This window comes from Bradyrhizobium sp. USDA 3650 (assembly GCF_054057395.1).
The window spans coordinates 3,982,839-4,006,326 of the sequence record NZ_JBSRZG010000001.1 but is presented as its reverse complement, the minus strand read 5'-3'; the positions used below and the strand labels follow the sequence as shown (position 1 = coordinate 4,006,326).

Annotated in this window: 19 protein-coding genes; 13 read left to right on the top strand and 6 right to left on the bottom strand. The window is 63.3% G+C overall.

Going from position 1 to position 23,488, the window contains the following annotated elements:
* The first annotated feature begins 18 nt into the window (after positions 1 to 18).
* Positions 19 to 1,239, top strand: a complete 1,221-nt coding sequence (locus ACVIN2_RS18610; RefSeq protein ID WP_456766653.1) for a citrate/2-methylcitrate synthase — start codon at positions 19 to 21, stop codon at positions 1,237 to 1,239.
* A 166-nt stretch (positions 1,240 to 1,405) separates the two neighbouring features.
* Here ACVIN2_RS18610 and ACVIN2_RS18605 read toward each other — a convergent pair whose 3' ends face one another.
* Positions 1,406 to 2,065 (bottom strand): DedA family protein, encoded by a 660-nt coding sequence (locus tag ACVIN2_RS18605; RefSeq protein WP_456766652.1) that lies wholly within the window; start codon positions 2,063 to 2,065, stop codon positions 1,406 to 1,408.
* Between the two features lie 309 nt (positions 2,066 to 2,374).
* Between ACVIN2_RS18605 and cobS the strand changes: the two genes are divergently transcribed.
* From cobS to ACVIN2_RS18580, 5 genes are all read left to right on the top strand, one after another.
* Positions 2,375 to 3,373, top strand: coding sequence for a cobaltochelatase subunit CobS (gene cobS / locus ACVIN2_RS18600; RefSeq protein WP_456766651.1), 999 nt, complete (start codon positions 2,375 to 2,377; stop codon positions 3,371 to 3,373).
* A 162-nt stretch (positions 3,374 to 3,535) separates the two neighbouring features.
* Positions 3,536 to 5,440, top strand: a complete 1,905-nt coding sequence (gene cobT / locus ACVIN2_RS18595) for a cobaltochelatase subunit CobT (protein WP_456766650.1) — start codon at positions 3,536 to 3,538, stop codon at positions 5,438 to 5,440.
* The gene (locus ACVIN2_RS18590) at positions 5,437 to 6,510 is read left to right on the top strand and encodes an esterase-like activity of phytase family protein (RefSeq protein WP_456766649.1); all 1,074 of its coding nucleotides are present in this window, start codon (positions 5,437 to 5,439) and stop codon (positions 6,508 to 6,510) included. The genes cobT and ACVIN2_RS18590 overlap by 4 nt, the downstream gene beginning before the upstream one ends.
* Positions 6,511 to 6,635: 125 nt before the next feature.
* Entirely contained in the window at positions 6,636 to 7,748 is a 1,113-nt protein-coding gene (locus ACVIN2_RS18585; RefSeq protein ID WP_456766648.1) for an NADH:flavin oxidoreductase/NADH oxidase, read from the top strand.
* Between the two features lie 245 nt (positions 7,749 to 7,993).
* Positions 7,994 to 8,401 carry a hypothetical protein gene (locus ACVIN2_RS18580; RefSeq protein WP_456766647.1) on the top strand — a complete coding sequence of 136 codons (408 nt, stop codon included), beginning with the start codon at positions 7,994 to 7,996 and terminating at the stop codon, positions 8,399 to 8,401.
* Positions 8,402 to 8,584: 183 nt separating this feature from the next.
* On the opposite strand, the gene ACVIN2_RS18575 is transcribed toward ACVIN2_RS18580, so the two are convergent.
* The 3 genes from ACVIN2_RS18575 to ACVIN2_RS18565 form a co-directional block, all read right to left on the bottom strand.
* Positions 8,585 to 8,830, bottom strand: coding sequence for a PilZ domain-containing protein (locus ACVIN2_RS18575; RefSeq protein ID WP_007599245.1), 246 nt, complete (start codon positions 8,828 to 8,830; stop codon positions 8,585 to 8,587).
* A 359-nt stretch (positions 8,831 to 9,189) separates the two neighbouring features.
* Positions 9,190 to 10,527, bottom strand: a complete 1,338-nt coding sequence (locus ACVIN2_RS18570; RefSeq protein ID WP_456766646.1) for a DUF2235 domain-containing protein — start codon at positions 10,525 to 10,527, stop codon at positions 9,190 to 9,192.
* A 286-nt stretch (positions 10,528 to 10,813) separates the two neighbouring features.
* Positions 10,814 to 10,945 carry a hypothetical protein gene (locus ACVIN2_RS18565; protein WP_007599247.1) on the bottom strand — a complete coding sequence of 44 codons (132 nt, stop codon included), beginning with the start codon at positions 10,943 to 10,945 and terminating at the stop codon, positions 10,814 to 10,816.
* Positions 10,946 to 11,304: 359 nt separating this feature from the next.
* Here ACVIN2_RS18565 and ACVIN2_RS18560 point away from each other — a divergent pair, with 359 nt between their 5' ends.
* The 3 genes from ACVIN2_RS18560 (at position 11,305) to ACVIN2_RS18550 (ending at position 12,336) form a co-directional block, all read left to right on the top strand.
* Positions 11,305 to 11,571, top strand: coding sequence for a hypothetical protein (locus ACVIN2_RS18560; RefSeq protein ID WP_085351640.1), 267 nt, complete (start codon positions 11,305 to 11,307; stop codon positions 11,569 to 11,571).
* Positions 11,564 to 11,860, top strand: a complete 297-nt coding sequence (locus ACVIN2_RS18555) for a hypothetical protein (protein WP_456766645.1) — start codon at positions 11,564 to 11,566, stop codon at positions 11,858 to 11,860. The genes ACVIN2_RS18560 and ACVIN2_RS18555 overlap by 8 nt, the downstream gene beginning before the upstream one ends.
* 197 nt (positions 11,861 to 12,057) lie before the next feature.
* The gene (locus ACVIN2_RS18550) at positions 12,058 to 12,336 is read left to right on the top strand and encodes a DUF1488 family protein (protein WP_007604598.1); all 279 of its coding nucleotides are present in this window, start codon (positions 12,058 to 12,060) and stop codon (positions 12,334 to 12,336) included.
* Positions 12,337 to 12,543: 207 nt separating this feature from the next.
* On the opposite strand, the gene ACVIN2_RS18545 is transcribed toward ACVIN2_RS18550, so the two are convergent.
* Positions 12,544 to 16,569 carry a hypothetical protein gene (locus ACVIN2_RS18545; protein WP_456766644.1) on the bottom strand — a complete coding sequence of 1,342 codons (4,026 nt, stop codon included), beginning with the start codon at positions 16,567 to 16,569 and terminating at the stop codon, positions 12,544 to 12,546.
* 205 nt (positions 16,570 to 16,774) lie between these two features.
* Positions 16,775 to 17,086 (bottom strand): 50S ribosomal protein L28, encoded by a 312-nt coding sequence (gene rpmB / locus ACVIN2_RS18540; protein WP_026232426.1) that lies wholly within the window; start codon positions 17,084 to 17,086, stop codon positions 16,775 to 16,777.
* Between the two features lie 634 nt (positions 17,087 to 17,720).
* Between rpmB and ACVIN2_RS18535 the strand changes: the two genes are divergently transcribed.
* From ACVIN2_RS18535 to fdxA, 4 genes are all read left to right on the top strand, one after another.
* Entirely contained in the window at positions 17,721 to 18,530 is an 810-nt protein-coding gene (locus ACVIN2_RS18535; RefSeq protein ID WP_456766643.1) for a DUF3108 domain-containing protein, read from the top strand.
* A gap of 674 nt (positions 18,531 to 19,204) precedes the next feature.
* Entirely contained in the window at positions 19,205 to 22,627 is a 3,423-nt protein-coding gene (locus ACVIN2_RS18530; protein WP_456766642.1) for a helicase-related protein, read from the top strand.
* A gap of 22 nt (positions 22,628 to 22,649) precedes the next feature.
* Positions 22,650 to 22,919 (top strand): RNA-binding S4 domain-containing protein, encoded by a 270-nt coding sequence (locus ACVIN2_RS18525; RefSeq protein WP_456769756.1) that lies wholly within the window; start codon positions 22,650 to 22,652, stop codon positions 22,917 to 22,919.
* A 132-nt stretch (positions 22,920 to 23,051) separates the two neighbouring features.
* A complete protein-coding gene (fdxA, locus tag ACVIN2_RS18520) occupies positions 23,052 to 23,390 on the top strand; it encodes a ferredoxin FdxA (protein ID WP_027567965.1) in 339 nt (112 codons plus the stop codon).
* The last annotated feature ends 98 nt before the right edge of the window (positions 23,391 to 23,488 follow it).

Here is a 23,488-nt window from a genome sequence, read left to right as displayed (position 1 = left end):
TTGATTACATAAATCAATATGAAAAATTCGGAAGGTCTCTACCTCTCCGCCCGGGAAGCCGCCGCCGAGCTCGCGATCTCGCCGGCCACGCTCTACGCCTATGTCAGCCGCGGCCTGGTCCGCTCGGAGCCGACGCCGGACTCGCGCAAGAACCGCTATCGCGCCGAGGACGTCCGGGCGCTGAAGGAGCGCCGGGTGCCGTCGCCGGAGCCGCGCGGCCTGCGCAGTTTCGATGCCGATCTGCCGGTCATGGACACCGAGATCTCCACCATCACGGAGGACGGCGCGATCTATCGCGGCGTCAATTGCGTCGATCTCGCCGAAAACGACACGCTGGAGCACACGGCGACGCTTCTGTGGGACGTCTCCGGCGTCGACCCGTTCGCGCCGGATAATCAGCCTGCGATGTCCGATGAGATGCGCCTGATCGCGCAGGCCGCGCGTCGCGCCGCGCCGATCGATCGCGCCATTGCCGTGCTGGCGCTCGCGTCGAGCGCAGATCCGCGCGCCTTCACCCGCGCGCATGATGGACGCGCGATGGTCGGTGCGCGCATCGTCCGGCTCCTGGTCGCGACCATGCTCAATACGGAGCCGTCCGCCGAGCCGCTGCACCAGCAGATCGCGAGGGCCTGGGCGCCCGACAACAAGCACGCGGCCGATCTCATCCGCCGCGCGCTGGTTCTGCTCGCCGAGCATGAATTGAACGCGTCCACCTTCACCGCGCGCTGCGCAGCCTCGACCGGCCTCAATCTTTATGACTCCGTCATCGCCGGCCTCGCCGCCCTGAAGGGGCCGAAGCACGGCGGCGCCGGCGTGCTCGCCTCGCAGCTCGTCAAGGCGCTGGTGGATCGTGACGTCGAGCCAATGGTCCGCGAACGCGTCGCGCTCGGCGAACGCTTTGCCGGCTTCGGTCACGGCGTCTACAAGCGGGGCGATCGGCGCGCGCAGTCGCTGCTGAATGCCCTGGGCCGCGCCGGCGCACCGCGCAAATTCACCAAGGAGGTGCCGGAGCGGATCGCGGAGGCGACCGGCGAACTCGTCAATATCGACTACGCGCTCGCGGTGCTCGTGCACGCGCTGCGCCTGCCGGCCGGAAGCGAGCTCGCTTTGTTTGCGATGGCCCGCAGCGTCGGCTGGATCGCACATGCCAGCGAGCAGCTACAGCACGGCAAGCTGATCAGGCCGCGGGCAAGGTATGTCGGGCCTGCGCCGGGGCGGAGGGCGGGGGTTGCGGATTAGAAATTCCGCGCGGGCCGCATTCTCCGCCGTCGTCCTGGCGAAAGCCAGGACCCATACCGCGGAATCTATCGATGGGGGCGCCGGGAGTACCGAACGACGATTCTTCGCCAAACCGCCCCTTGTGGCAATCGGTCCTGGCTTTCGCCAGGACGACGCAGGGAGAGGTCTATCCGCGCGGCTTCGCCACCGCCACACCGCCGCCATTCCGGCGGCGATAGATCCAGACCGCCAGGCCCAGAACGATCGCGACGCCGATCACGGTCAGGATCCAGATGTGCTTGCCGACGTGTCCATGGTGGTGCAGCCCGGCATATTCGTGCAGCACTGAGACCGCCAAAACACCCGGCAGTACATGCGCCGGCGCCCAGACCAGGATCGCCGGGACGTTGATGGCGTAGAAGCGGGCCGGGGTCATGCCTAGCGCGCCCGCGGTGACCGGGACGAAGGCACGGATCGGCGGCACGAAGCGGGCGAAGAACACCGCCCAGGTGCCGAAGCGGTGGAAGAAAGTCTCGCTCTGCTCGACCACGCGCGGATATTTGGTCAGCGGCCAGGTGTTGAGGATCTCCCGTTGCTGCCGGTGGCCGATCCAGTAGGCCGAACCGTCGCCGAGCACTGCGCCGAGCGCCGCCGCCAGCAACACCCATTGCAGCCTAAGCTCGCCGCCCGGGACCAGGGCGCTTAGCGCCAGGATGATGGTCGAGCCGGGGATGACCGACCCCACCACCGGAACCGCCTCCAGCAGGGCCGCCAGGAACAGGGTCAGATAGGCCAGCCACGCATGGGCCGAGACGAATGAAATGAGGGGATCGAGAAAGGACGTCACATCGTCTCTGTGGTGGGATTGGGCCTAGGGGGATTGGCCTCAGGGTTCGGACCCTACATAAGTAACGAGCGGCGGTAAAAGTGCCACCCGCGTGGGCAGGACCGCGCCCCCGCACGAAATTCAGGCGTGATTCGCAGGGCAGCCTTCCAAAAATCGCGTTCCTTGCCTATCTAAATGAAAAGACAACGGAACTTTGATTGGGGGGCGGGCTTCTGCCCGCACGTTGTCTCTGATAGGTTCGCGATCGCACCCAGCCGCAGCCAACGTGCAATAACTGGTCTCGGGATCGCCCGGGACCTCGGAGGATTGATGACGACCGCCGCGATGTCCAAAGTTGAGGAAGTTTCCGGTTTGCCCGACATGAAGGTGTCGGTGCGCCAGGTGTTCGGGATCGACAGCGATCTCGAAGTCCCAGCCTATTCCGAAGTCGATCCTCACGTGCCCGAAGTCGATTCCGATTACCGCTTCGATCGCGCCACCACACTCGCCATTCTCGCCGGCTTCGCCCACAACCGCCGCGTCATGGTCACGGGCTATCACGGCACCGGCAAATCCACCCATATCGAGCAGGTCGCCGCACGGCTGAACTGGCCCTGCGTGCGCGTCAACCTCGACAGCCACATCAGCCGTATCGACCTCGTCGGCAAGGACTCGATCGTGGTCCGCGACGGCAAGCAGGTCACCGAATTCCGCGACGGCATCCTGCCCTGGGCGCTCCAGCACAACATCGCGCTGGTGTTCGACGAATACGACGCCGGCCGCCCGGACGTGATGTTCGTGATCCAGCGCGTGCTGGAAGTCTCCGGCCGGCTGACGCTGCTCGACCAGAACAAGGTGATCAAGCCGCACCCGGCATTCCGCATGTTCTCGACCGCAAACACCGTCGGCCTCGGTGACACCTCGGGCCTCTATCACGGCACCCAGCAGATCAACCAGGGCCAGATGGACCGCTGGTCGATCGTCACCACGCTGAACTACCTCAGCCATGACGAGGAAGTGGAGATCGTGCTGGCCAAGGCCAAGCACTATCGCACCACGGAGGGCCGCGACATCGTCAACAAGATGGTTCGCCTCGCCGATCTCACCCGCAACGCCTTCGCCAATGGCGACCTGTCGACGGTGATGAGCCCGCGAACGGTGATCACCTGGGCGGAGAACGCCGACATCTTCAGCGACATCGGATTTGCGTTCCGGGTCACCTTCCTCAACAAATGCGACGAACTCGAACGTCCCCTCGTCGCTGAGTTCTACCAGCGCTGCTTCAACGCGGAGCTGCCGGAATCGGCGGTGAACGTGGCGCTCAGCTGATCTCTCTCGGTGTGTCGTCCCGGCCGAGTGCGCAATTGCGCACGGGGCCGGAACCCATACCGCGAGATGTCTCGAGTGAAGCGACGCTGCTGATTTTCCTGACGCAATGATCGCCGGTGGTTATGGGTCCCGGCCTTCGCCGGGACGACGGGTAAGGGCGAGATGAGCACCACCTCCAACTCCAAGTTCCGCAACACCAAGGAAGCTCCGACCGAGCCGTTCAAGCGCTCGGTGGCCTCCTGCCTGAAGGCGATCGCCAAGGCCCCCGAGCTCGACGTCAGCTTCGCCGCCGAGCGTCCCGGGCTCGCGCCGGGCAAGGCGCGGCTTCCCGAGCCCGCGCGAAAAATGACCAGGCGGGATGCCGCGATCGTGCGCGGCCATGCCGACTCCATCGCGCTCAAGCTCGCCTGTCACGATCCAAAAGTGCATCGCAAGCTGATGCCGGGCAATCCGCAGGCGCGCGGCGTGTTCGAGGCGGTGGAGCAGGCCCGTGTCGAGGCGATCGGCGCGCGGCGCATGGCGGGCGTTGCGAAAAACCTCACCGCAATGCTCGACGACCATTTCCATCGCGGCAAGTTCGACGAGATCACCGATCGCGCCGACGCGCCGCTCGCCGACGCGCTGGCGATGCTGGTGCGCGAGCGCCTGACCGGCATGGCGCCGCCGACGGCCGCGAAGAAGATGGTCGATCTCTGGCGTCCCATCCTCGAAGACAAGATCGGCAGGCGGCTCGACCGGCTCGATACCGTGGTCGAGGACCAGACCAGGTTCGGCGATGCCGTGCATGATCTGCTCACGGCGCTCGAAATCGGCGACGAGCGCAGCGCCGACAGCGAAGACAATGACGAGAACGACGAGAACCAGGACGGCGACAACGATCAGTCCGGTGCCGAGGGCTCGCCCGATTCCGACGCCGCGCAGGAGATGAGCGCCGACCAGGCCCAGGCATCGAGCGAGGAGATGAGCGAGAGCGCGATGGAAAGCGCGCAGGCTTCGACCTCCGACACCTTCGATGACGGCGAGCTCGGCGACGACGAGACGCCGGGCGAGGCGACGCGGCCGAATTCGCACGGCAAGAACGAGCCGCGCGGGCCGGAATATCACGCGTTCGCGCCGAAGTTCGACGAGGTCATCGCCGCCGAGGACCTCTGCGACCATGACGAGCTGGAGCGGCTGCGCGCCTATCTCGACAAGCAGCTCGCGCATCTGCAGGGCATCGTCGCCCGTCTCGCCAACCGCCTCCAGAGGCGCTTGATGGCGCAGCAGAACCGCGCCTGGGAGTTCGATCTCGAAGAGGGCATTCTGGACCCCGCGCGGCTGTCGCGCGTGGTGACCGATCCCTATCACCCGCTGTCCTTCATGCACGAGAAGGAGGCGACGTTCCGCGACACCGTGGTGACGCTGCTGCTCGACAATTCCGGCTCGATGCGCGGGCGCCCGATCACGGTCGCGGCGACCTGCGCCGACATCCTCGCCCGCACGCTGGAGCGCTGCGGCGTCAAGGTCGAGATTCTCGGCTTCACCACGCGCGCCTGGAAGGGCGGGCAATCGCGCGAGGCGTGGCTTGCCGCCGGCAAGCCGGCCAGTCCCGGCCGCCTCAACGATCTCCGCCACATCATCTACAAATCCGCCGACGCCCCGTGGCGCCGTGCGCGGAAGAATCTCGGCCTGATGATGCGCGAGGGGTTGCTGAAGGAGAACATCGACGGCGAGGCGCTCGACTGGGCGCACAAGCGCCTGCTCGGCCGGCTCGAGCAGCGCAAGATCCTGATGATGATCTCGGACGGCGCGCCGGTCGACGATTCCACGCTGTCGGTCAATCCCGGCAACTACCTCGAGCGGCACCTGCGCCACATCATCGAGGAGATCGAGACCCGCTCGCCGGTCGAGCTGATCGCGATCGGCATCGGCCATGACGTGACGCGCTATTATCGCCGCGCGGTGACGATCGTGGACGCCGAAGAGCTCGGCGGCGCCATCACTGAAAAACTCGCCGAACTGTTCAGCGAGACCAACACCGCGCCCACGCAACCGGCCGGTCGCCCGCGACGCAAACTGCATTCGTGAGCAACCATCGATCCCGCCGCAGCTTTATCGGCCACGCGGCGGCGGGATTTTCCACTCTCGCACTGTCTCGCCTGGCGCAGGCACAGCCCGCGCCGAAGCCGGCGCTCGTCGAGCACGCCGTCGCCGCGCCCGTCGGCATCGAGGTCAACGCGCGGCCGATCCCCAATTTCGAGCCGCGCGACCGCGCGCGCACGCGGTTCGGTTCGCTGGATTATCGCGGCGGCCTGGTGCTGACCTCGCCGCATCGCGGCTTTGGCGGCCTGTCCGGCTTCCGCTTTCTCGACAGCAAAGGCGAACGCTTCCTCGCGATCTCCGACCAGGGCACCTGGTTCACCGGTCGCATCCGCTATTCCGGGCGGAGCATGACCGGTCTCGACGATGTCGAGGCCGCGCCGGTGCTCAATGCGGAGGGGCGGCCGATCACGGAGAAGCGGCTGTGGTACGACACCGAGGCGCTCGCGCGAGACGGCGACCTCGTCTATGTCGGGCTCGAGCGCGTCAACCACATCATGCGGTTCGATTTTGCGAAGGGCGGCACGCGCGCCCGCGGCGAGGTGCTGCCGACGCCGCCGGCAGTGCGAAAACTGCCTTATAACAAAGGGCTCGAGGCGCTGGTGTTCGTCCCCAAGGACATATCAAAGGGGCAGCCGCTCGCGGGCACCTTGATCGCGCTGTCGGAAGGCGGCTTCGATGCCGACGGCAATCTGATCGGCTTCTTGATCGGCGGTCCGACGCCGGGCCAGTTCAGCGTTCGCCGCACCGACCAGCAGCTCATCAGCGACGCCGTGCTGCTGCCCTCGGGCGATCTCCTGATCCTCGAACGCAAATTTTCCTGGTTCACCGGCGTCGACATCCGCATCCGCGCCATCCCCCTGAGATCGATCGCGCCCGGTGCGGTGGTCGACGGCCCCGTGCTGTTCAAGGCCGATCTCGGCCACGAGATCGACAACATGGAAGGCATCGACGCCCATGTCGGCACCGACGGCGAGACCGTGCTGACGCTGGTGTCGGACGACAATTTCTCGATGCTCCAGCGCACGCTGCTGCTGCAGTTCGCGCTGGTGGAGTAGGGGCGTCGCGACCGCAATGCATGGCCCTTGGGGCGGCCATTCCCGCCGCGCAGGTGGCAATCCGCCATCCGCCCACTAAACTTCATGCAATCGCTTCCATCCCTCCCATCCCGGAACTCCCCCGCATGAGCGCCCTGTTTTCCCCGATCAAGCTGCGCGGCCTGACCTTGAAGAACCGCATCGTGGTGTCGCCGATGTGCCAATATTCGGCCGAGGACGGCGTTCCCACCGACTGGCACTTCACCCACATCAACAATCTCAGCCTGTCGGGCGCGGCGATGTTCTGCATCGAGGCGACCCATGTCGAGGCGATCGGCCGCATCACGCCGGGTTGCCTCGGGCTCTACAGCGATGCCGCCGAGGCCGCGCTGAAGCAGATCCTCACCTCGGTGCGGAAACATTCCTCCACAGCAGTCGCGATGCAGCTCGCGCATGCGGGCCGGAAGGCCTCGAGCGCGCGGCCCTGGGACGGCGGCCAGCTGATCCCGCAGGACCAGGGCGGCTGGCAGACCGTGGCGCCGTCCGCGCTGCCGCACAAGGAGGGCGAAGCCGCGCCGCTGGCGCTCGACGCCGCCGGCCTCAAGCGCATCCGCGACGCCTTCGTCGATGCGGCGAAACGCGCCGATCGCATCGGCATCGACGCCATCGAGCTGCACGGCGCGCACGGCTATCTGCTGCATCAGTTCCTGTCGCCGATCTCGAACAGGCGCACCGACGAATATGGCGGCTCGCTCGAGAACCGCATGCGCTTCCCGCTGGAAGTGTACGACGCGGTCCGCGCGGTGTTCCCGCACGACAAGCCGGTCGGCATGCGGGTGTCGTCGACCGACTGGGTCGAGGGCGGCTGGGATCTGGCGCAGACGATTGAATTCGCCAAGGCGCTGAAGGCGCGCGGCGTCGACTGGATCGATGCCTCCTCGGGCGGCGTCTCGCCATTGCAGAAGATCGCGCTCGGCCCCGGCTACCAGGTGCAGTTTGCCGAGGCCATCAAGCGCGAGACGGGTTTGCCCACCATCGCCGTCGGCCTGATCACGGAGCCGAAGCAGGCCGAAGACATCGTCGCATCCGGCAAGGCCGACATGGTCGCGCTCGCCCGCGGCTTGCTCTATGACCCGCGCTGGGCCTGGCACGCCGCAGCGGACGTCGGCGGCGAGGTCGAAGCCCCGCCGCAATATTGGCGCTCGCAGCCCTCGACCCAGAAGGCGCTGTTCGGCAAGACGACGTTCGGGGCGCGGTGAGTTCTTTACCTCGCCCCGCTTGCGGGGAGAGGTCGCATCCCATCGACGATGGGATGCGGGTGAGGGGGTACAGGTGCGGCGATGATCTCACATGCGGAGAGAGGCCCCTCACCCCAACCCTCTCCCCGTAAGAACGGGGAGAGGGAGCAACGCTCCGCCTCACGCATCCGTAACGCCTCTCAGCTTCCACCTCCGCCAAATCTGGCCTAACCTCGCGTGCGTTCAACGCCTCACGGAGGCCCGCCATGCGGTTTCGTATTCGAAAGGCTGCCCACGTCATCGAGCGCGTGGGGCTTGCGATGGCGGGCGCGGCGTGCGGGCTGTTCGTCGGCGCTTATGTGGGATCCGCCATACCCGCGCTCACCACCGAGGGCTTCCTGCTGCTGATGATGGTGCTGGGCTTCGTCGGCTTCTATCTCGGCATCGACACGCCGCAGCTGCCGTTCGACGAGGCCCATGGCGACATCGACGCCGCGGAACTGTTGAGCGCCGCCGGCACGCTCTGCGCCACGCTCACCGCGCTCGCCTCCGTCGCCATCATCGTGCTCCGCCTCGAACCGCATATCGCGTGGAGCTGGTTCGCTCTGTTCGGCTGGATCGCCGGCGTCGCGATGCAGATCGTCGCGGGCGCGAAGGCGCGGATGCGGAAGTAGGTTTCTTCCTTCTCCCCTTGTGGGAGAAGGTGGCGCGAAGCGCCGGATGAGGGGTCTCTCTCCGCAGATCCGACTGTGAGAGATGTACCCGCGGAGAGAGACCCCTCACCCGTCTCGCCGCTCTGCGGCGAGCCACCCTCTCCCACAAGGGGAGAGGGTGATCAAGCTGACGTCTCGCTTCCTCTAAAACACCACGCCCACCTTCGTGCCGCGCTTCCACGCCACGCGGCAGCGTTTCTTGGTGTTCACATGCAGCAGCTCGAAGCGATCGGGAATCTTCACCTGCCCGCCGAGATCGACGCAGGCCCCTCCCGGCGAATAGTCGATCAGCGTGCAGGGGATCACCGGCGCGCGCGGGTCGGTGATGATCTTGGCCTGGCGGGACACCAGGCCCGCAGGTTTGACGCGGGCATGTCGTCGCGGATGCATTGGCACTCTCCTCCAATTTCCGCGGATGGCGCGGGTGGTCTGGGAGATGATGCCCAGGAGATGATTCGATCCGGCTAAGGCGGGGTTGAGAATTTTAATGAAAAGTATCGGCGAATGGAGAAAGCGGCGGTAGCGGGGTGGGGCGGCTTTCCCCTCTCCCCTTGTGGGAGAGGGTGGATCAATCGCGCGAAGCGCGATTGAGACGGGTGAGGGGTCTCGCACGGAATACGAAGCTTTCGCGTTCGCGGCGACAACCCCTCATCCGGCGCCATAGCCGATGCGAAGCATCGGCGTTTTCAAGAACGGCGGCCGAAGGCCGCCTATGCCACCTTCTCCCACAGGGGGAGAAGGGAAGGCCCTCACCCCACCACGATCTCCCCCGCCTCCGCCGCCATGCCCATGTGCGGCGGCACCGGCATCGGCACCGTCACATAATCCTTCGGCAGATTCACCGGCCGATAGTCCGGCTCCACCGCCATCCGCTTCACCACGCTCTCGTGCACATGCGCGCCTTCGGGGATCAGGCGCGGTTCGCAATCGGGGATGTAGAGCCCCATAAACACCTTGCGCTCCGGCCATTCCTTGTAGATCGCACGCTTCGGCAAATACTCCAGCACGCGCCACACCGCCGTCATCGAATTGTGCAGCTCGCCCGTCTTGCCGGTGTATTCAGGCGGCACGTATTGGAAGGGCGAGTTCTTGCGCTGGATGCCCCAGGCGAGCTGGTTCACCGTGCGCGGGTTGAAGTTCAGCCCGGCCTTGATCGCCTCCTCGATCATCCAGAGCAGCGGATATTTGGACTCGCCGCTCTCGGCTTCCGGATAGCCGCCGCCGACGTCGCAATGCACGCCGGCGAACCACACCTGCAGGATGTCCTGCGGCTCCTTCTTGTGATCGGGCACGAAGCGGTTGCGCCAGTACTCCTGCGGCTCCTCATACTGCTTGAGGCGGAACATGCAGCGCTGCTCGTCGATCGCGATCGCCTGGCGGAAGATGTTGACGCTGGGATTGCGCAGCGTGAAGGCGAGCTCCTCGAAGCTCGGCAAATAGCCCCGGTCGGCGCGCGGCACGATCACGCTCGCCACCGTGTCCCAGACGCCGATGAAGTGGATGGTCGGCCAGCGCGACGAAGTAATGCGCGCGAACTGGGCGGCGAGATCGAACTTGTTTTTTGGCAGCGGCCCGCTGTCGTCAAAACCCTCATCGATGAGGTCGCTGACATCGTTGCCGCGTCCGGTGCCGGAATATTGCTTGTAGGCGACGAGGCCACTGCCCGCGAGGTTGGCCTGCTCCGGCGAGATCAGGCCGATCTTGTGGATCAGCCCCGCCAGCACGCGGACCGTATAGGCGCCGCGCGAAAAACCGAACAGATAGATCCTGTCGCCCGGCGCGTAATGCTGGACCAGGAAGCAATAGGCCGACAGCGTGTTGTCATCGAGCCCGTAGCCGGTGGCGAGCCCCAGCACCAGGTTGACGTTGGCTTTCCAGCGGTGCCACGTCGATGGCTCCGTCACCGTGCCGACGCCGGGATCGTAGAACACCATCTGCCGCGGCCGCGTCTTGTCGGTCTTGCGCAGGCAGCGATAGAGCTTCAGGACGTTGGAGATGTTTTCGGAGATCTCGTTGCCGGTGCCGTCACAGCAGATGACGAGGTTCTTCGGCTCGGATGTATGCTCGGCGTTGCGCTCGTGCTCCACAGGATACCCCTCCCGCTGATGCTACCCGGGCGAGTATAGCGGAAAACGGCGGGGAGAGGGAGATGTATGGCTGGAAGCTCGACTGCGGCCATCCTTCGAGACGCCCGCCTGCGGCGGGCCCTCAGGATGAGGGATGAGTATGCGGCGGCTTTCAACGCAGATAGGTGCAGCCAAGCCTCATCCTGAGGAGAGCGCGAAGCGGTCGTCTCGAAGGACGAGGCGCTCGCTCAGGCGCCGCTGAGGCGTCCTATGCGAGAGCCCCGCCGTTGTGAAAGAGGCCCCGCCGCTACTTCTTCTTCTGGCCGATCTCCGGCTGCCACGCCGCATCCTTGCGGCTGGGCGCCGCGGCGCTGGTCTTGATCTTGTCTTTCTTCGGCTTCTTGGTCTCGCGGTTGCTGCGTTGCTGTCCCTTGGCCATGACGTCGTCTCCTCCTGGGTTTCGAGTTCGTCCGCGTGCGAGATCGGCGCTGCAATGGTCGCTGGCAGGGCTACGCGATGCACCCGCCCGAGCCATTGAAGATCGCCGCTGCGCACACGAGGCGCGAAAGATGCAGCGCAACATCGACGCGCGGCAATTGCGTGAGCTGCGCTGACGTGGTCGAGCGTACGCCCGCGCCCTGCCGATGGCGAGGACTAAAACGCCGCGCGCGAGCACCGCGCTCGCGCCTTAAGTCCCGGCCCGCGCTGACATAAAGCTGGCTATTGCCGCGCAAGGAGCGCATGGTCGCGACCAGCTGGCGTCGGTTGGGGCCCCTTCTTTGCGAAAGGCAGGCGCGCATGACCATCCGTTCGCGGCGAGAAACCATCACCTTCAAGCATCCATTCCACATCCGCGGCCTCGAACGCGAATTGCCGGCCGGCGCCTATGAGGTCGTCACCGACGAGGAGATGATCGAGGGCCTGTCGTTCGCGTCCTATCGCCGCGTCGCCACCATGATCACGGTGCCCTCCGAAGGCGTGCGCGGTGCGACGGAGATGCTGTCGATCGGCTCGGTCGACCTGGCGGATGCCCAACGTATCGATGCGAGTGCGGCAAATGACTGACATCCCGGTCGACCTCGACAGCCACCGCGGCATGGCCGCCCAGAAGGCAACCGATCTGCGCCGCGCGCTGGCCGACGTCGAGGCCCAGGTTAGGGAGCTGCGCGAGCGCGAGGCCGATCTCGAAAACCGCATGATGTCGGTGCCGGCCGCGTCCTGGCCGGAGGCCGCCGTGAAGGCCCGCCATCTGCTCAACCTCTATGCCGCCAGCCTGCCCGCCGAGGACACCCGCCACCGCGCGCTGGTGGCCGCGCTGTTCGACGATTTCGCAAGGCTCAACGGCGACGGCTGACGCGGGCCAACTCGTGGCGCGATCGCGCACTGCTCGCAAACACAAGCGTCGTCCTGGCGAAAGCCAGGACCCATAACCACCGAAGTGCATTGTTGTGCACCCTTGTGCCACAGCCCGCTTCGACAACGCTGACCGCCGTCCCCGTGCGCCATCGCGCACAAGCCCGGCACGACGCGCGGCCGCAAAAGGAGAACCCCATGACGCTCACCAGCAGCCGCTTCATCGCCCACGACCAGGACCGCGGCATCGTCCAGTTCTCGATGCAGGACGGCAGCAAAGAGATCGCCTGCGCGATCTCGACCTCCGCCATGGACGACCTCGAGCGCGGCCCGCGCGCCAGGCCAAGCGAGCGCGAAGAGCAGTTCACGCGCCTGCGCGAGCGCATCGAAGCCTGCACCGGACGCAAATATCAGGCGACGGAGTTCGAAGGCACGCCGCCGGGGATCGTGCTGCGGAGCATTGATTTTCGGGGGTAGGGGGAGGCGGTATTATGGTGTCGCAAACGTTTCATGAGCGTGTCCAGAGCCAGCGGTGAGCCCAGCACCAGGTCGGATATTGGCCTTCTAGCGGTGCTAGGTTGTCGGCTCCGTCACGTGCGACCCCCGTCATCCCAGGACGCCATCTGCGGCGGCTGCGTCCTCTCGGGGGTGAGTATAGCAGGGCCTTGATGTTCGTCGAGAGTTTCAGCTCTGTCCTGCTAGAGGGAGCAAGAGATCAAAACTCTCCCCAGGAAGCTTAAGACGCGTCCAGACCTCCAGATTTGTTAGCCCGGATTTTCTACTGTCGAGAGCTCGACGCATCGGTGCAACATACGCCTTCCAATCGGCAGATCCTTTATCTCTCAGCTTGTTCACGAGGAGGGTTAGCAATCGCAGACGATCATCTAATTGAGCATGTTCGCTCGATAGAACGGCAAGCAGTAAATCCTCAGGCACCCTCATATCGAGCAGAACGTCTAGATCTTCAGATTTATTGTGCCCGTATAAAAGCCGCGCGGCGAGTATTGCATATCGCGCGTGGATATCCGAAACCCCTTCAATATCAGTTGCTGAAATCTGCTTCAGATATGCAGCAGCTGTGTTCGTGTCGTCTGCCCCGCTGGATCTAACTACAGGATAAAATAATCTCACGTCCGTGGAATTCAATTTGAAGACGTCCAAAATTACTCGATTAACATTATAATCGTGAAATTCGAATTTGGGGAGGCGCAACATCAGCCCCGCCATCTTAGTTACCGTGTCTGGATCAGTGTATAGCGCCGATGGTATAGCTTCGAGAACCTGCGAAAAGCCTTGTTGAAAATGATAGGACGGATCTGACATTCGGTTTAACGCAAATTCCAAATCCGACGGCGTCCAACTATCCTTCCGGGAGTTGAAGAAAATCTCAAGATCGGCGGTCATTGTGAGAAGTGCGGCGATCTTGGGCTGTTCTATTGTTTTAGCTTTGCTCAAGAGGAGCTTGGCGACAGACAAATCGGTTTGGCGTACGCGGTCATACGCTACTACCCATGAAGGCATACCTCGCCGCGCGATTTCAGAACTGAACCAGCGCCCTCGACTATCTGGAGAGAGGTCATCTTGAGTTATGCCAGTTTTTTGCCATCGCCTTTCCGCGGCAATCCATTCGCCCACATCCCCCCGCTCCCCGTCTTCGATTTCGTTCGAAATCCGTTCGAGATCGTCCTGGTTGTTTGCTTCGCTTAGGGCCATAGAAATTGGCCAAGGAAGAAAATTCCAAATTGACGGCGCCCTTTTATCGAATCGAAAATCGCGTATGCACGAAGCCAGGGTCTGTCTGTTTGGCTTTTCAGTGAAACGCCTCACTCCACGAACGAAGTTCCATGGCTCGCCATTGAAATCTCGTCCGTCGAATTGCTTGAAGGCATTCGCGTTGCTGATCGAGACGAATCTGACTGTATAATAAGCGCTTGGAAAGAGGTCGCGCAGAACGACACAATCTTGTCGGTTCAGTACATCGGCGTAATACAAGCTGGTGAAATTCATTGCTCGCAAGCGCGAATAGTCGATGCGCTCATCCCGCTTATTGCGGACTAACAATCGATCTCCCAATTGCTGCGCCTGGAGGCCATTCGTTGGTCCATCTTTTGAAAATGCGTTGGCCAAAAGGTCCGCGATTATCTGACTTCCAAGGGGAAAGGCAATTTTTTCGATTAGTTCACTGTCGAGCCGATCAACTCGCGGCCAAAACTGCACAATTATGTCGTCTGCCCATGATTGCCCTTGCTGACTAATCTGAAAAAGAAGCTTCCATGCAGACAGAGTCGACGTCGGCTTGCCTTCCAGTATCTTTCGACTGGTTACCTCCCTAACGATATCGGATGCTGTGGCATCGCAAACGGTGGCCAGACGATCGTCAACCGCCGTACTGCCTAGGTCTAGCTGCTCCAAGGCATGTCGGATTAGCGGTCGACGAAAATTCGGCTGATCCAGCGCAATTCCATCGAAGAGTAGGTCTACAGCGAGACGAGCTCCATTTCCGGCGGTCATGTCGGGCTCGATGGAATCCATCTGCCGAGCAATTTGTGTGATGGTGGCTCTGCGGTAGTGGAAGCTATCGTCGGCAAAGCAGCGGCTGGAGGCAATTTGAAATACATGACGCCAGTGAGAGTTTCCTGCAATTTGCGAAAGACGGAGTTCCATTATTTCCTGATCGCCCGAAGTGAGCGCGGCAGCGGCCATAAATTCTTGAAGCGATCGGACCTCAAAACTGACGGTGCCTTCAATCTGTTGTGACAAAAGAACCAGCCGCTCAGTTGCCAGCTTCATCAATTCTTCGACGCGATTATGCAGTTCGGGGTCAACGAAGCCTTCCGAGCCCAGATAGTTCCGGATTAGGTGCCGTAACCGATCCTGGGTAAACGTGCTGCCCGCGCCTCCAGAGTGCTCGCTATCGGTTTGCAGAATGAGCCCCGCGCGATAGTGAATCGGCCCGAGATGAAGGGAATGACGTTCAAGTATCCGCTGTAGCTCACCACCTTTCGATTTTTCGCGCTTCTTCAGGACCTCAAAATACTCATTGAAGAGCGTCCAACGAGCAGTTGGTACTCCGCCTCCCGTATCGACAATGAAATGCAAGATCGTTATCTGTAGCGGCGTGACCATCAGTCGGGCCGTAGCTGCCTGACTTGCTGCCTTCTCCAACGATCGGTGCACCTCTTCCCGTCGAAGAGAATCGTTCGGGTATCGGGCTCGGCCAAATGCTTGCGCATACCGCAACGCTTGAGCTGGCTTCAGGTCGGCTAGTTGCCAATGCTCCCACAACTCTTCGCCTAAATCCTTATTGTAGCCCTGAGGTCGTGTTGTGACGACAATCAGTATGTCCTCATTTACTTCACTGACTTCGGTCAAGAACACCTTGACTGCTTCCAGAATTGCCGGCCGCTCTCCACTCGGCGGAACTTCGTCGAGGCCGTCCAGAACGAGCATCCAAGGATAACTACGCAACCAATTCCGTAGATCAGAACGGTCAACTTCCAAGTCCGCGCTATTCCCAATCTCTATCGCAAGATGTGTGAGGATAGACGGAAGTCGGTTCTTAGACTGTCGCGCGGTGCTAATTGCATCGGCGTATCGCGGCAACGAGATATGGCACGGAAAGCGGGGCGGAAATGACGTGGAGATATGCTCGCTCTCAGCGCGCCCAAGTATTTCCGCGACCAAGCGCTTGGTGGCAGGGTCGCGCCGCAAGTTGTGTTGCTGACTGAGTATTCCGGCACGAAAGAGTTGCGTTAAAAATAAACTGACTGTCGACTTTCCTTGGCCAGGTCCTCCTATCAGGACGACCTTATTTCTGGTGAGCCGTCCAGTATCGTTGGGCTCTTCATCAGCAACCAAAGTTTCCGCGTCCAGCTTTTCCCTCGCCCGTTCGACGAGTTGCGCAATAGCGTTTTCAGAAGCGGCCTCTTCTTCGTCAAATGGTATATCATCCTCTTCCAGCAAATACGCGGTGTGTAGCCTATCGCCGGTCGCTAGCGGAAGGTCCACGATTACCTGGCTGGTACGGATTTGCAGGTCGCTTACACTGCCCGCGTCCCTTAATCTGACGTACTGATCCCTCTGTAGTGAATTCTTGATATACCTTACAGCCACGTCTCCAAAATCAGGCCGGGTCGACGCAAAGTGCTGGAGTGTTTTAGCCAGTACGTCTCCAGACGTTATCCATTGCGCGTACGTTTGTCGGATTGCAGGTTGTGCGATTAGCAGATCTGCAATTTTGTCGTGGGGCCAAACATCGAAGTCCTTGATCTGCAGTTTGTCCTTCCAACTGGTGAAAAGATCTGCGATCTTCGTTAAGCCTCCTTTTCGCGATTTACCTGTTCGCTTGTTGCTTACCCCGTCTGCGCCGGACAGCTGTATGTTGGTCGCTAAGATATAATAGTCCGGCTTCCGCGGCCTCAGTCCGGATTGAAGAAATTTAGTGAGCTCCTCGTCTAGCTGAGTTTTTAGCCAAGTAAGGTCGTCAATCTTAGATGAGGTTTGGTCCTTAAATTTGCATTGTATTATGAGGTGCCCATTCCAGTCCCTTGCCTCGTAACCTTTGATCTTGCCTTCATAGGTGAAGTCTCGCCCTCCATCTGCACCAGGCGAATACACGATCCCAGCTGGCCCCATATTGGCAAAGCACAGGGCTCTAATCAGCCTCTCAAACGCAATCGGACTTAGTCGCGCAAGCTCGAAGCCCTCCACTGCATTCCCTCCTGTTCGTCTCCGGGCTTAAATTCCTGCGATACAACCTTTAGTTCTATTGTTAACTTGCGATGGAGCTGTTTTTCCACAGGGACGTAGCCCCAAAAACAAAAACGGCCGGATCTTCCGATCCGGCCGCAATGCAAAACTCTATCCGGCTAAGCCTACGCCTCTCGACGCAAGCCTCCGCCCAATCCCAAAATTCTTAGCTCGCCTTCTTCTCCGGCGCGGGGGTCGGGCCGACCTTCTTCTGGATGGCGCGCTTCAGCTCGAGGGCGCGCGGCGACAGCACGGCGGCCTTGGCCTTGAGCAGGAAGGGATCGAGGCCGCCATTGTGGTCGACGCTCTTGATGGCGTTGGTGGAGACGCGCAGGCGCACGTTGCGGCCCAGCGCTTCGCTGATGAAGGTCACGTTGACCAGGTTCGGCAGGAAGCGGCGCTTGGTCTTGATGTTGGAGTGGCTGACCGTGTGGCCGACCTGGGGGCCCTTGGCCGTCAATTCGCAGCGGCGAGACATGGCAAAATCCTCAATCTTTCCCAACGATGTGCGGCCGCCATTCGGGGCGCCACGGGCAAATTCTCTGTCCTTGCAGGGAGCGGGCGGACGTATAGGGGGGAAGCGGCGGGACGTCAAGGTTTTGGCTGCTGCTTTCGCCTCTCCCCGCCTGCAGGGAGAGGCCGGAATGCACGCGATCCGCGCGGATTTCGGGTGAGGGGGAGCCTCCGCGAGGGCGCTGCGGGTTGAGTATACTCAAGTCTCACCTCCTCCGGGGAGAGACCCCCTCACCCCGACCCTCTCCCCGCAAGCGGGGCGAGGGGGGGAGGTGGCGGGGTGAGGTGCGCGCTTCTGACCCGGCCCGATCACCAAAACGGCAATGATTATCGCGCCTTACCATCACATAAAGGGCGTATTCGCGCCCGAAGAGTCCGGTGGAGTTCCGGACGCGGAGTGGCCCGGACGCATTGCTTGGCGCGGTTTTTGGCTTAAGTAACAACCGTTCGCGCCCCGATTGGATTGTTTCGTGCTCACAACGCCTCATCTTGCGCCAAGCCTGCGTCCAAATGAGCTGCGCCCAAATGAGCTGCGCTCAGCGGAGCGGCGCGCAAGGAATCCGCGCGCAAGTCATCCGCGCTCTGCCGGAAGCTGGGTCATGGCGGCCCTTGGCGGGCTGGTCTTGGCGTGGGCGGCGGAGCCCGCGGCGGCGCAAGGCAAGCTCGAGGCGCAATACGAGGCGACGCTGTCGGGGATTCCTGTCGGCAAGGGCGCCTGGAACATCGACATCCAGGACGACGTGTTCGCGGCCGCGGCCTCCGGCGGCACCTCGGGGCTTCTAAAATCCTTCGCGGGCGGGTCCGGTACCGGCGCCTCGCAGGGCCGCGTGGTCAACGGCGCGCTGGTTGCGACCGGGTACCAGGCCTCCACCACCACCTCGAAGAAGACCGAAGAGATCCGCATCACGCTCGACAAGGGCAATGTGAAGGATTTTGCGATTCTGCCGGAGCCGCCGGTCGATCCCGACCGCATCGTCGTCACCGACGCGCATCGCCGCGGCGTCTGGGACCCGATGACGGCCTCGCTGGTGCGCGTATCCGGCACCGGCGACGTGCTGTCGGCGGACGCCTGCCACGGCAGCGCCGCCGTGTTCGACGGCCGCATGCGCTACGAGCTCAAGCTCGATTTCAAGCGCATGGAGAACGTGAAGGCGGAGAAGGGCTATCACGGCCAGGTCGTGGTTTGCTCGCTCTATTTCGTGCCCATTGCCGGCTACATCCCCGACCGTCCCGTGATCAAATATCTCGCCGCCCAGCGCAACATCGAGGTCGCGTTCGCGCCGATCGCGGGAACGCGCATCCTGGTCCCGTTCTGGCTGAAAGTACCGACCCCGCTCGGCCCGGCCATGCTGGAAGCGACCTCCTTCATCACCAGCGCCCAGCCGCCCAAGGTCGCGAAGACGCAGTAGGGGCTGCTGCCGTAGCCCGGATGGAGCGCAAGCGTAATCCGGGTTCTTTGCTTGGCCCCGCATTGCGCTCCGCTCCATGCGGGCTACGGACCTCTCTTTTGGCAAAATAAACGCGAATGATTTCAACGGCATGCCTACTGTGCATGGGGTTGTTTTCGCACCTTTTGTTTTGGAGGGGTCGAGAGCCGGGAATCCATTTGACTCCTCCCCGATTCTGATTCGACTCCGCGCCGTCCCCAGCTTTAACGAATCCGCCATCGAAACGTCGCTTGTGCGGCGGGGCAAAACTCCATCTAGTGCGAACCCAATAAGCCTCCCGCGACATCTTGCGAGAACGGAACAGGACTCAAGGGGGAGTCAGCGATTCGGCCGCGATTCGTTCTCAACTCGTTCCGAAGCTTAAAGCCAACGGGAAAAGCGTCGCAAAGTGAGACAGTTGCGCGAGATCTGGGGAGCTCTCTCGTTCCCCTCGCCCCGTTCTTACGGGGAGAGGGTTGGGGTGCGGGGCTGCTGCCACGGAAGCGGTGACAGACGGACTCGCGGAGAGCCCCCTCACCCGGCGCTTCGCGCCGACCTCTCCCCGCAAGCGGGGCGAGGTGACTTCCGAGCCCTTCGCGCCACCGCCCCAAAACAGCACTGACATTCGCCCCAATCGCCATTACCTAATCCCCCAGATGCCTTTTTCCTCCTCCCCCTTCGCTTCCGAGCGGCTTCCCGGCGCCGGCGTCACTGCGGTGCTCGGGCCCACCAACACCGGCAAGACCCATCTCGCCATCGAGCGGATGCTCGCGCATCCCTCCGGCATGATCGGGCTGCCGCTGCGCCTGCTGGCGCGCGAGGTCTACAACAAGATCGCAGCCCGGGTCGGCCCCGATGCCGTCGCGCTGGTGACCGGCGAGGAGAAGATCAAGCCCAAATCGCCGCGCTACTGGGTCTCGACCGTCGAGGCGATGCCGCGGGATCTCGACGTCTCGTTCCTCGCCGTCGATGAGGTGCAGATCGCATCCGATCTGGAACGCGGCCACGTCTTCACCGACCGCATCCTCAACCGCCGCGGCCGCGACGAGACGCTGCTGCTCGGCGCTGCGACCATGCGGCCGATCATCGAGCGGCTATTGCCGGGCGTCTCCATGATCACGCGGCCGCGCCTGTCGCAGCTGGAATTCGCGGGCGACCGCAAGATCACGCGGCAGCCGCGCCGCACCGCCATCGTCGCCTTCTCTGCCGACGAGGTCTACGCCATCGCCGAGCTGATCCGGCGCCAGCATGGCGGCGCCGCCGTGGTGCTGGGCTCGCTCTCGCCGCGCACCCGCAATGCGCAGGTCGCGATGTTCCAGAACGGCGAGGTCGATTACCTCGTCGCCACCGACGCCGTCGGCATGGGCCTCAATCTCGACGTCGACCACGTCGCCTTTGCCTCCGACCGTAAGTTCGACGGCTACCAGTTCCGCCGCCTGACGCCGTCCGAATTCGCCCAGATCGCCGGCCGCGCCGGCCGCGCCACCCGCAACGGCACCTTCGGCACCACCGGCCGCTGCGCGCCGTTCGAGCCCGAGCTGGTCAATGCGCTGCAGAACCACACCTTCGACCCCGTGAAGGTTTTGCAATGGCGCAATTCGAAGCTGGATTTCGCCTCCCTCGGCGCGCTCCAGGTCTCGCTGAACCTGGCGCCCGGCCATGAGGCGCTGACCCGCGCGCCGATCGCCGAAGACATGCGCGTGCTCGACCACGCCGCCCGCGACGCCGAAGTGCGCGATGTCGCGCATGGCAAGGACGCGGTGGAACGGCTGTGGGAGGCCTGCCAGATCCCGGATTATCGAAAGCTGTCGCCGGCCGCCCATGCCGAGCTGGTGACCACGCTCTACGGCTTCCTGATGCGGAAGGGATGCATCCCCGACGCCTGGTTCAGGACCCAGATCGACCAGGCCGACCGCGTCGATGGCGATATCGACACGCTGTCGGCCCGGATCGCGCAGATTCGCACCTGGACCTTCGTCGCCAACCGTCCCGACTGGCTGAAAGACCCGGAACGCTGGCAGGGGATCGCCCGCGAGGTCGAAAATAAATTATCGGATGCGCTCCATGAACGCTTGACTGAGCGTTTCGTTGATCGCCGGACCAGTGTATTGATGCGCCGCCTGCGGGAGAACACGAGCTTGAATACGGAAATCGGCAAGACCGGCGAAGTCATCGTCGAAGGCCATGTCATCGGCCGCCTCGATGGCTTCACCTTTGCACCGGATGCGGCGGAAGCCGGCTCCGATGCGAAAGCGTTGCAGGCTGCAGCGCAGGCCGTGCTCGCCGGCGAGATCAACGCGCGCGCCGAAAAACTGGGCAATGCGCCGGACGAGCAGTTCGTGCTGACCTCGGAAGGCATGATCCGCTGGACCGGCGACGCCGTGGCGCGGCTGTCTGCCGCAGAGGACGCGCTGCATCCGCGCATCCGCATCATCTCCGACGAACGCCTCACGGGCGCCCCCCGCGACAAGGTGCAGGCCCGGCTCGAGCTCTGGCTCAAGACGCACATCGAAAAGCTGCTCGGGCCGCTGTTCGAGCTCAGCAAGGCCGAGGACGTCACCGGCATCGCCCGCGGCATCGCCTATCAGCTCGTCGAGGCGCTCGGCGTGCTGGAGCGCCCGAAGATCGCCAACGAGCTGAAGGACCTCGATCAGCCCTCGCGCGCGACCTTGCGCAAATACGGCGTCCGCTTCGGCGCCTATCACCTCTATTTCCCCGGCATGCTCAAGCCGGCCGGGCGTGCGCTGGCCGCGCTGCTCTGGGCGCTGAAGCAGGACAACGTCGATCCCTCGGCGCTGTCGGGCGCGCAGCATCTGGCGAGCTCCGGCCGCACCTCGTTCCCGGTCGACAAGCAGCTGCCGCGCGATGCCTATCGCGTGCTCGGCTACAAGCAGGCCGGCGAGCGAGCCGTGCGCGTCGACATCCTGGAGCGCCTGGCCGATCTGATCCGTCCGGCGCTGGCCTGGCGCGAGAATGCGTCCGGCGAAAAGCCTGCCGGTGCGTTCGACGGCCGCAGCTTTGTCGTGACGCAGGCGATGACCTCGCTCACCGGTTCTGCCGGCGAGGATTTTGCGTCGGTGCTGCGTGCGCTCGGCTACCGCATGGACAAGCGCCCGCCGCTGCCGGCGAAGCCGGTTGTTGCTGAGGCACCCGTTGCTGAAGCCTCCACCGAAGAGACGCCCGCGACCGAAACGCCGGTCGAGGACGCCGCAACGCCCGCGGACACCGCGATCGAAGCCGCCGCCGAGCCTGTGACCGTCGAAGACGCGCCCGGCATGGAGCAGCACGACGAGCCCGCGCCCGAAGAGCCGGCGCTTGAGGCATCCGTCACGCCGGAAGACGCTCCCGGCATCGCGCCACCTGCGGAAGAAGCTGCGGCAGCCGTTGAAGCTGCTGAAACCGCTCCCGCTGAAGCTGTCCCCGCCGAAACCGCGCCTGCAGAAACCGCTGCTACCGAAGCCGCTGCGTCGGCCGATGCGGCAGCACCCGTGGAGACCGCGGCGACGCCCGCCGAGCCCGAGCTCATCGAGGTCTGGCGTCCCGCCGGCCGTCACGATGATCGCAAGCCGCGCCACGAGCGACATCGCAACCAGCGTCACCAGCCGCGTCCGCAGGCGGCTGCTGAAGCCGGCGCTGCGCCTGCCGAAGGCGAAGCCGCGCCTGCCGCAGACGGCGAGAAACGCGGTGAACGTCATCGCCATGGCGGCGGTCATCGCCGCGATTCTGGTCGCGATGGCGGCAGGGATTTCCGCAAGCCGCGCGAAGGCGGCACCGCAGCCGCGCCGCGTCCGGAGGGGCGCGACGACAAGAACCGCCGCTTCGAGGGCAAGAATGGCGGCAACAAGGACCGCGACAACAAGGATCGCAACAAGGGCAAGTTCGGTGGCGGCGATCGCGACAAGGGCCGTGACAACCGTGGCCGCGACCGCGACAAGGGCCGCGACCGCCAGGGCGGGCCGTCGTTGCGCCCCTACGCATCGAGCGCCACCCCGCGCGAGCGCGATCGTCCGGTCGATCCGAACTCGCCGTTTGCAAAGCTCGCTGCGCTGAAGGAGCAGCTGTCCGGGCGTAAGGAGTGAGCCCACGACCGAGCGGCAGCGCATCGACAAATGGCTATGGCACGCGCGGGTGGTGAAGGCGCGCACCTCCGCTGCCGAGCTTGTCGAGTCCGGCCATGTTCGCGTCAACGGCGCACGCGAGAAGTCGCCGGGGCATGCGATCAAGGTCGGCGACGTGCTCACCATCGCGCTCGATCGCACCGTGCGCGTGTTGAGAGTCATCGCCTTCAACGAGCGCCGCGGCGACGCCGCCTCGGCCCGTGTGCTCTACGAAGAGCTCAGTGAAGGCCATCCGAATTCTCAGCGCAATTAATTGCGCTTTGAATTCATTTCTTGGTCGATCAAGCGCATAAAGCCGTCATGATCGGCCGTTCCTGAGCTTGCGGCGCCGGGCCATCCGCGCTACGCAAGCCGCGACTTTTAAAAGAGCTTTTCGGAGCGTTGGATGACTTACGTCGTCACTGAAGCCTGCATCAAGTGCAAGTACACCGACTGCGTCGAGGTCTGCCCGGTCGACTGTTTCTACGAGGGCGAGAACATGCTCGTCATCCATCCTGACGAGTGCATCGATTGCGGCGTGTGCGAGCCGGAATGCCCCGCCGATGCCATCAAGCCGGACACGGAACCGGGCCTGGAAAAGTGGCTCACGGTCAATGCCGACTACGCCAAGAGCTGGCCGAACATCACCCAGAAGAAAGAATCACCTGCCGACGCCAAGGATTTCGACGGCATGGAGGGCAAGTTCGACAAGTATTTCTCCTCGAACCCCGGTTCCGGCGACTAATTCGGGTCAAACTTAACCCTATTAGCGGCGTTATCGCCGAAAACCAGCCCTTAAGACCCCTAAATCATTGATTTTTGCGGGAAATGTGCTATATTGGG

Excerpts from the sequence above, each read along its gene's own strand:
- ACVIN2_RS18610 (WP_456766653.1), top strand. The coding sequence starts at position 19 with ATGAAAAATTCGGAAGGTCTCTACCTCTCCGCCCGGGAAGCCGCCGCC.
- cobS (WP_456766651.1), top strand. The coding sequence starts at position 2,375 with ATGACGACCGCCGCGATGTCCAAAGTTGAGGAAGTTTCCGGTTTGCCC.
- cobT (WP_456766650.1), top strand. The coding sequence starts at position 3,536 with ATGAGCACCACCTCCAACTCCAAGTTCCGCAACACCAAGGAAGCTCCG.
- ACVIN2_RS18585 (WP_456766648.1), top strand. The coding sequence starts at position 6,636 with ATGAGCGCCCTGTTTTCCCCGATCAAGCTGCGCGGCCTGACCTTGAAG.
- ACVIN2_RS18580 (WP_456766647.1), top strand. The coding sequence starts at position 7,994 with ATGCGGTTTCGTATTCGAAAGGCTGCCCACGTCATCGAGCGCGTGGGG.
- ACVIN2_RS18575 (WP_007599245.1), bottom strand. The coding sequence starts at position 8,830 with ATGCATCCGCGACGACATGCCCGCGTCAAACCTGCGGGCCTGGTGTCC.
- ACVIN2_RS18565 (WP_007599247.1), bottom strand. The coding sequence starts at position 10,945 with ATGGCCAAGGGACAGCAACGCAGCAACCGCGAGACCAAGAAGCCGAAG.
- ACVIN2_RS18560 (WP_085351640.1), top strand. The coding sequence starts at position 11,305 with ATGACCATCCGTTCGCGGCGAGAAACCATCACCTTCAAGCATCCATTC.
- ACVIN2_RS18555 (WP_456766645.1), top strand. The coding sequence starts at position 11,564 with ATGACTGACATCCCGGTCGACCTCGACAGCCACCGCGGCATGGCCGCC.
- ACVIN2_RS18550 (WP_007604598.1), top strand. The coding sequence starts at position 12,058 with ATGACGCTCACCAGCAGCCGCTTCATCGCCCACGACCAGGACCGCGGC.
- rpmB (WP_026232426.1), bottom strand. The coding sequence starts at position 17,086 with ATGTCTCGCCGCTGCGAATTGACGGCCAAGGGCCCCCAGGTCGGCCAC.
- ACVIN2_RS18535 (WP_456766643.1), top strand. The coding sequence starts at position 17,721 with ATGGCGGCCCTTGGCGGGCTGGTCTTGGCGTGGGCGGCGGAGCCCGCG.
- ACVIN2_RS18530 (WP_456766642.1), top strand. The coding sequence starts at position 19,205 with ATGCCTTTTTCCTCCTCCCCCTTCGCTTCCGAGCGGCTTCCCGGCGCC.
- fdxA (WP_027567965.1), top strand. The coding sequence starts at position 23,052 with ATGACTTACGTCGTCACTGAAGCCTGCATCAAGTGCAAGTACACCGAC.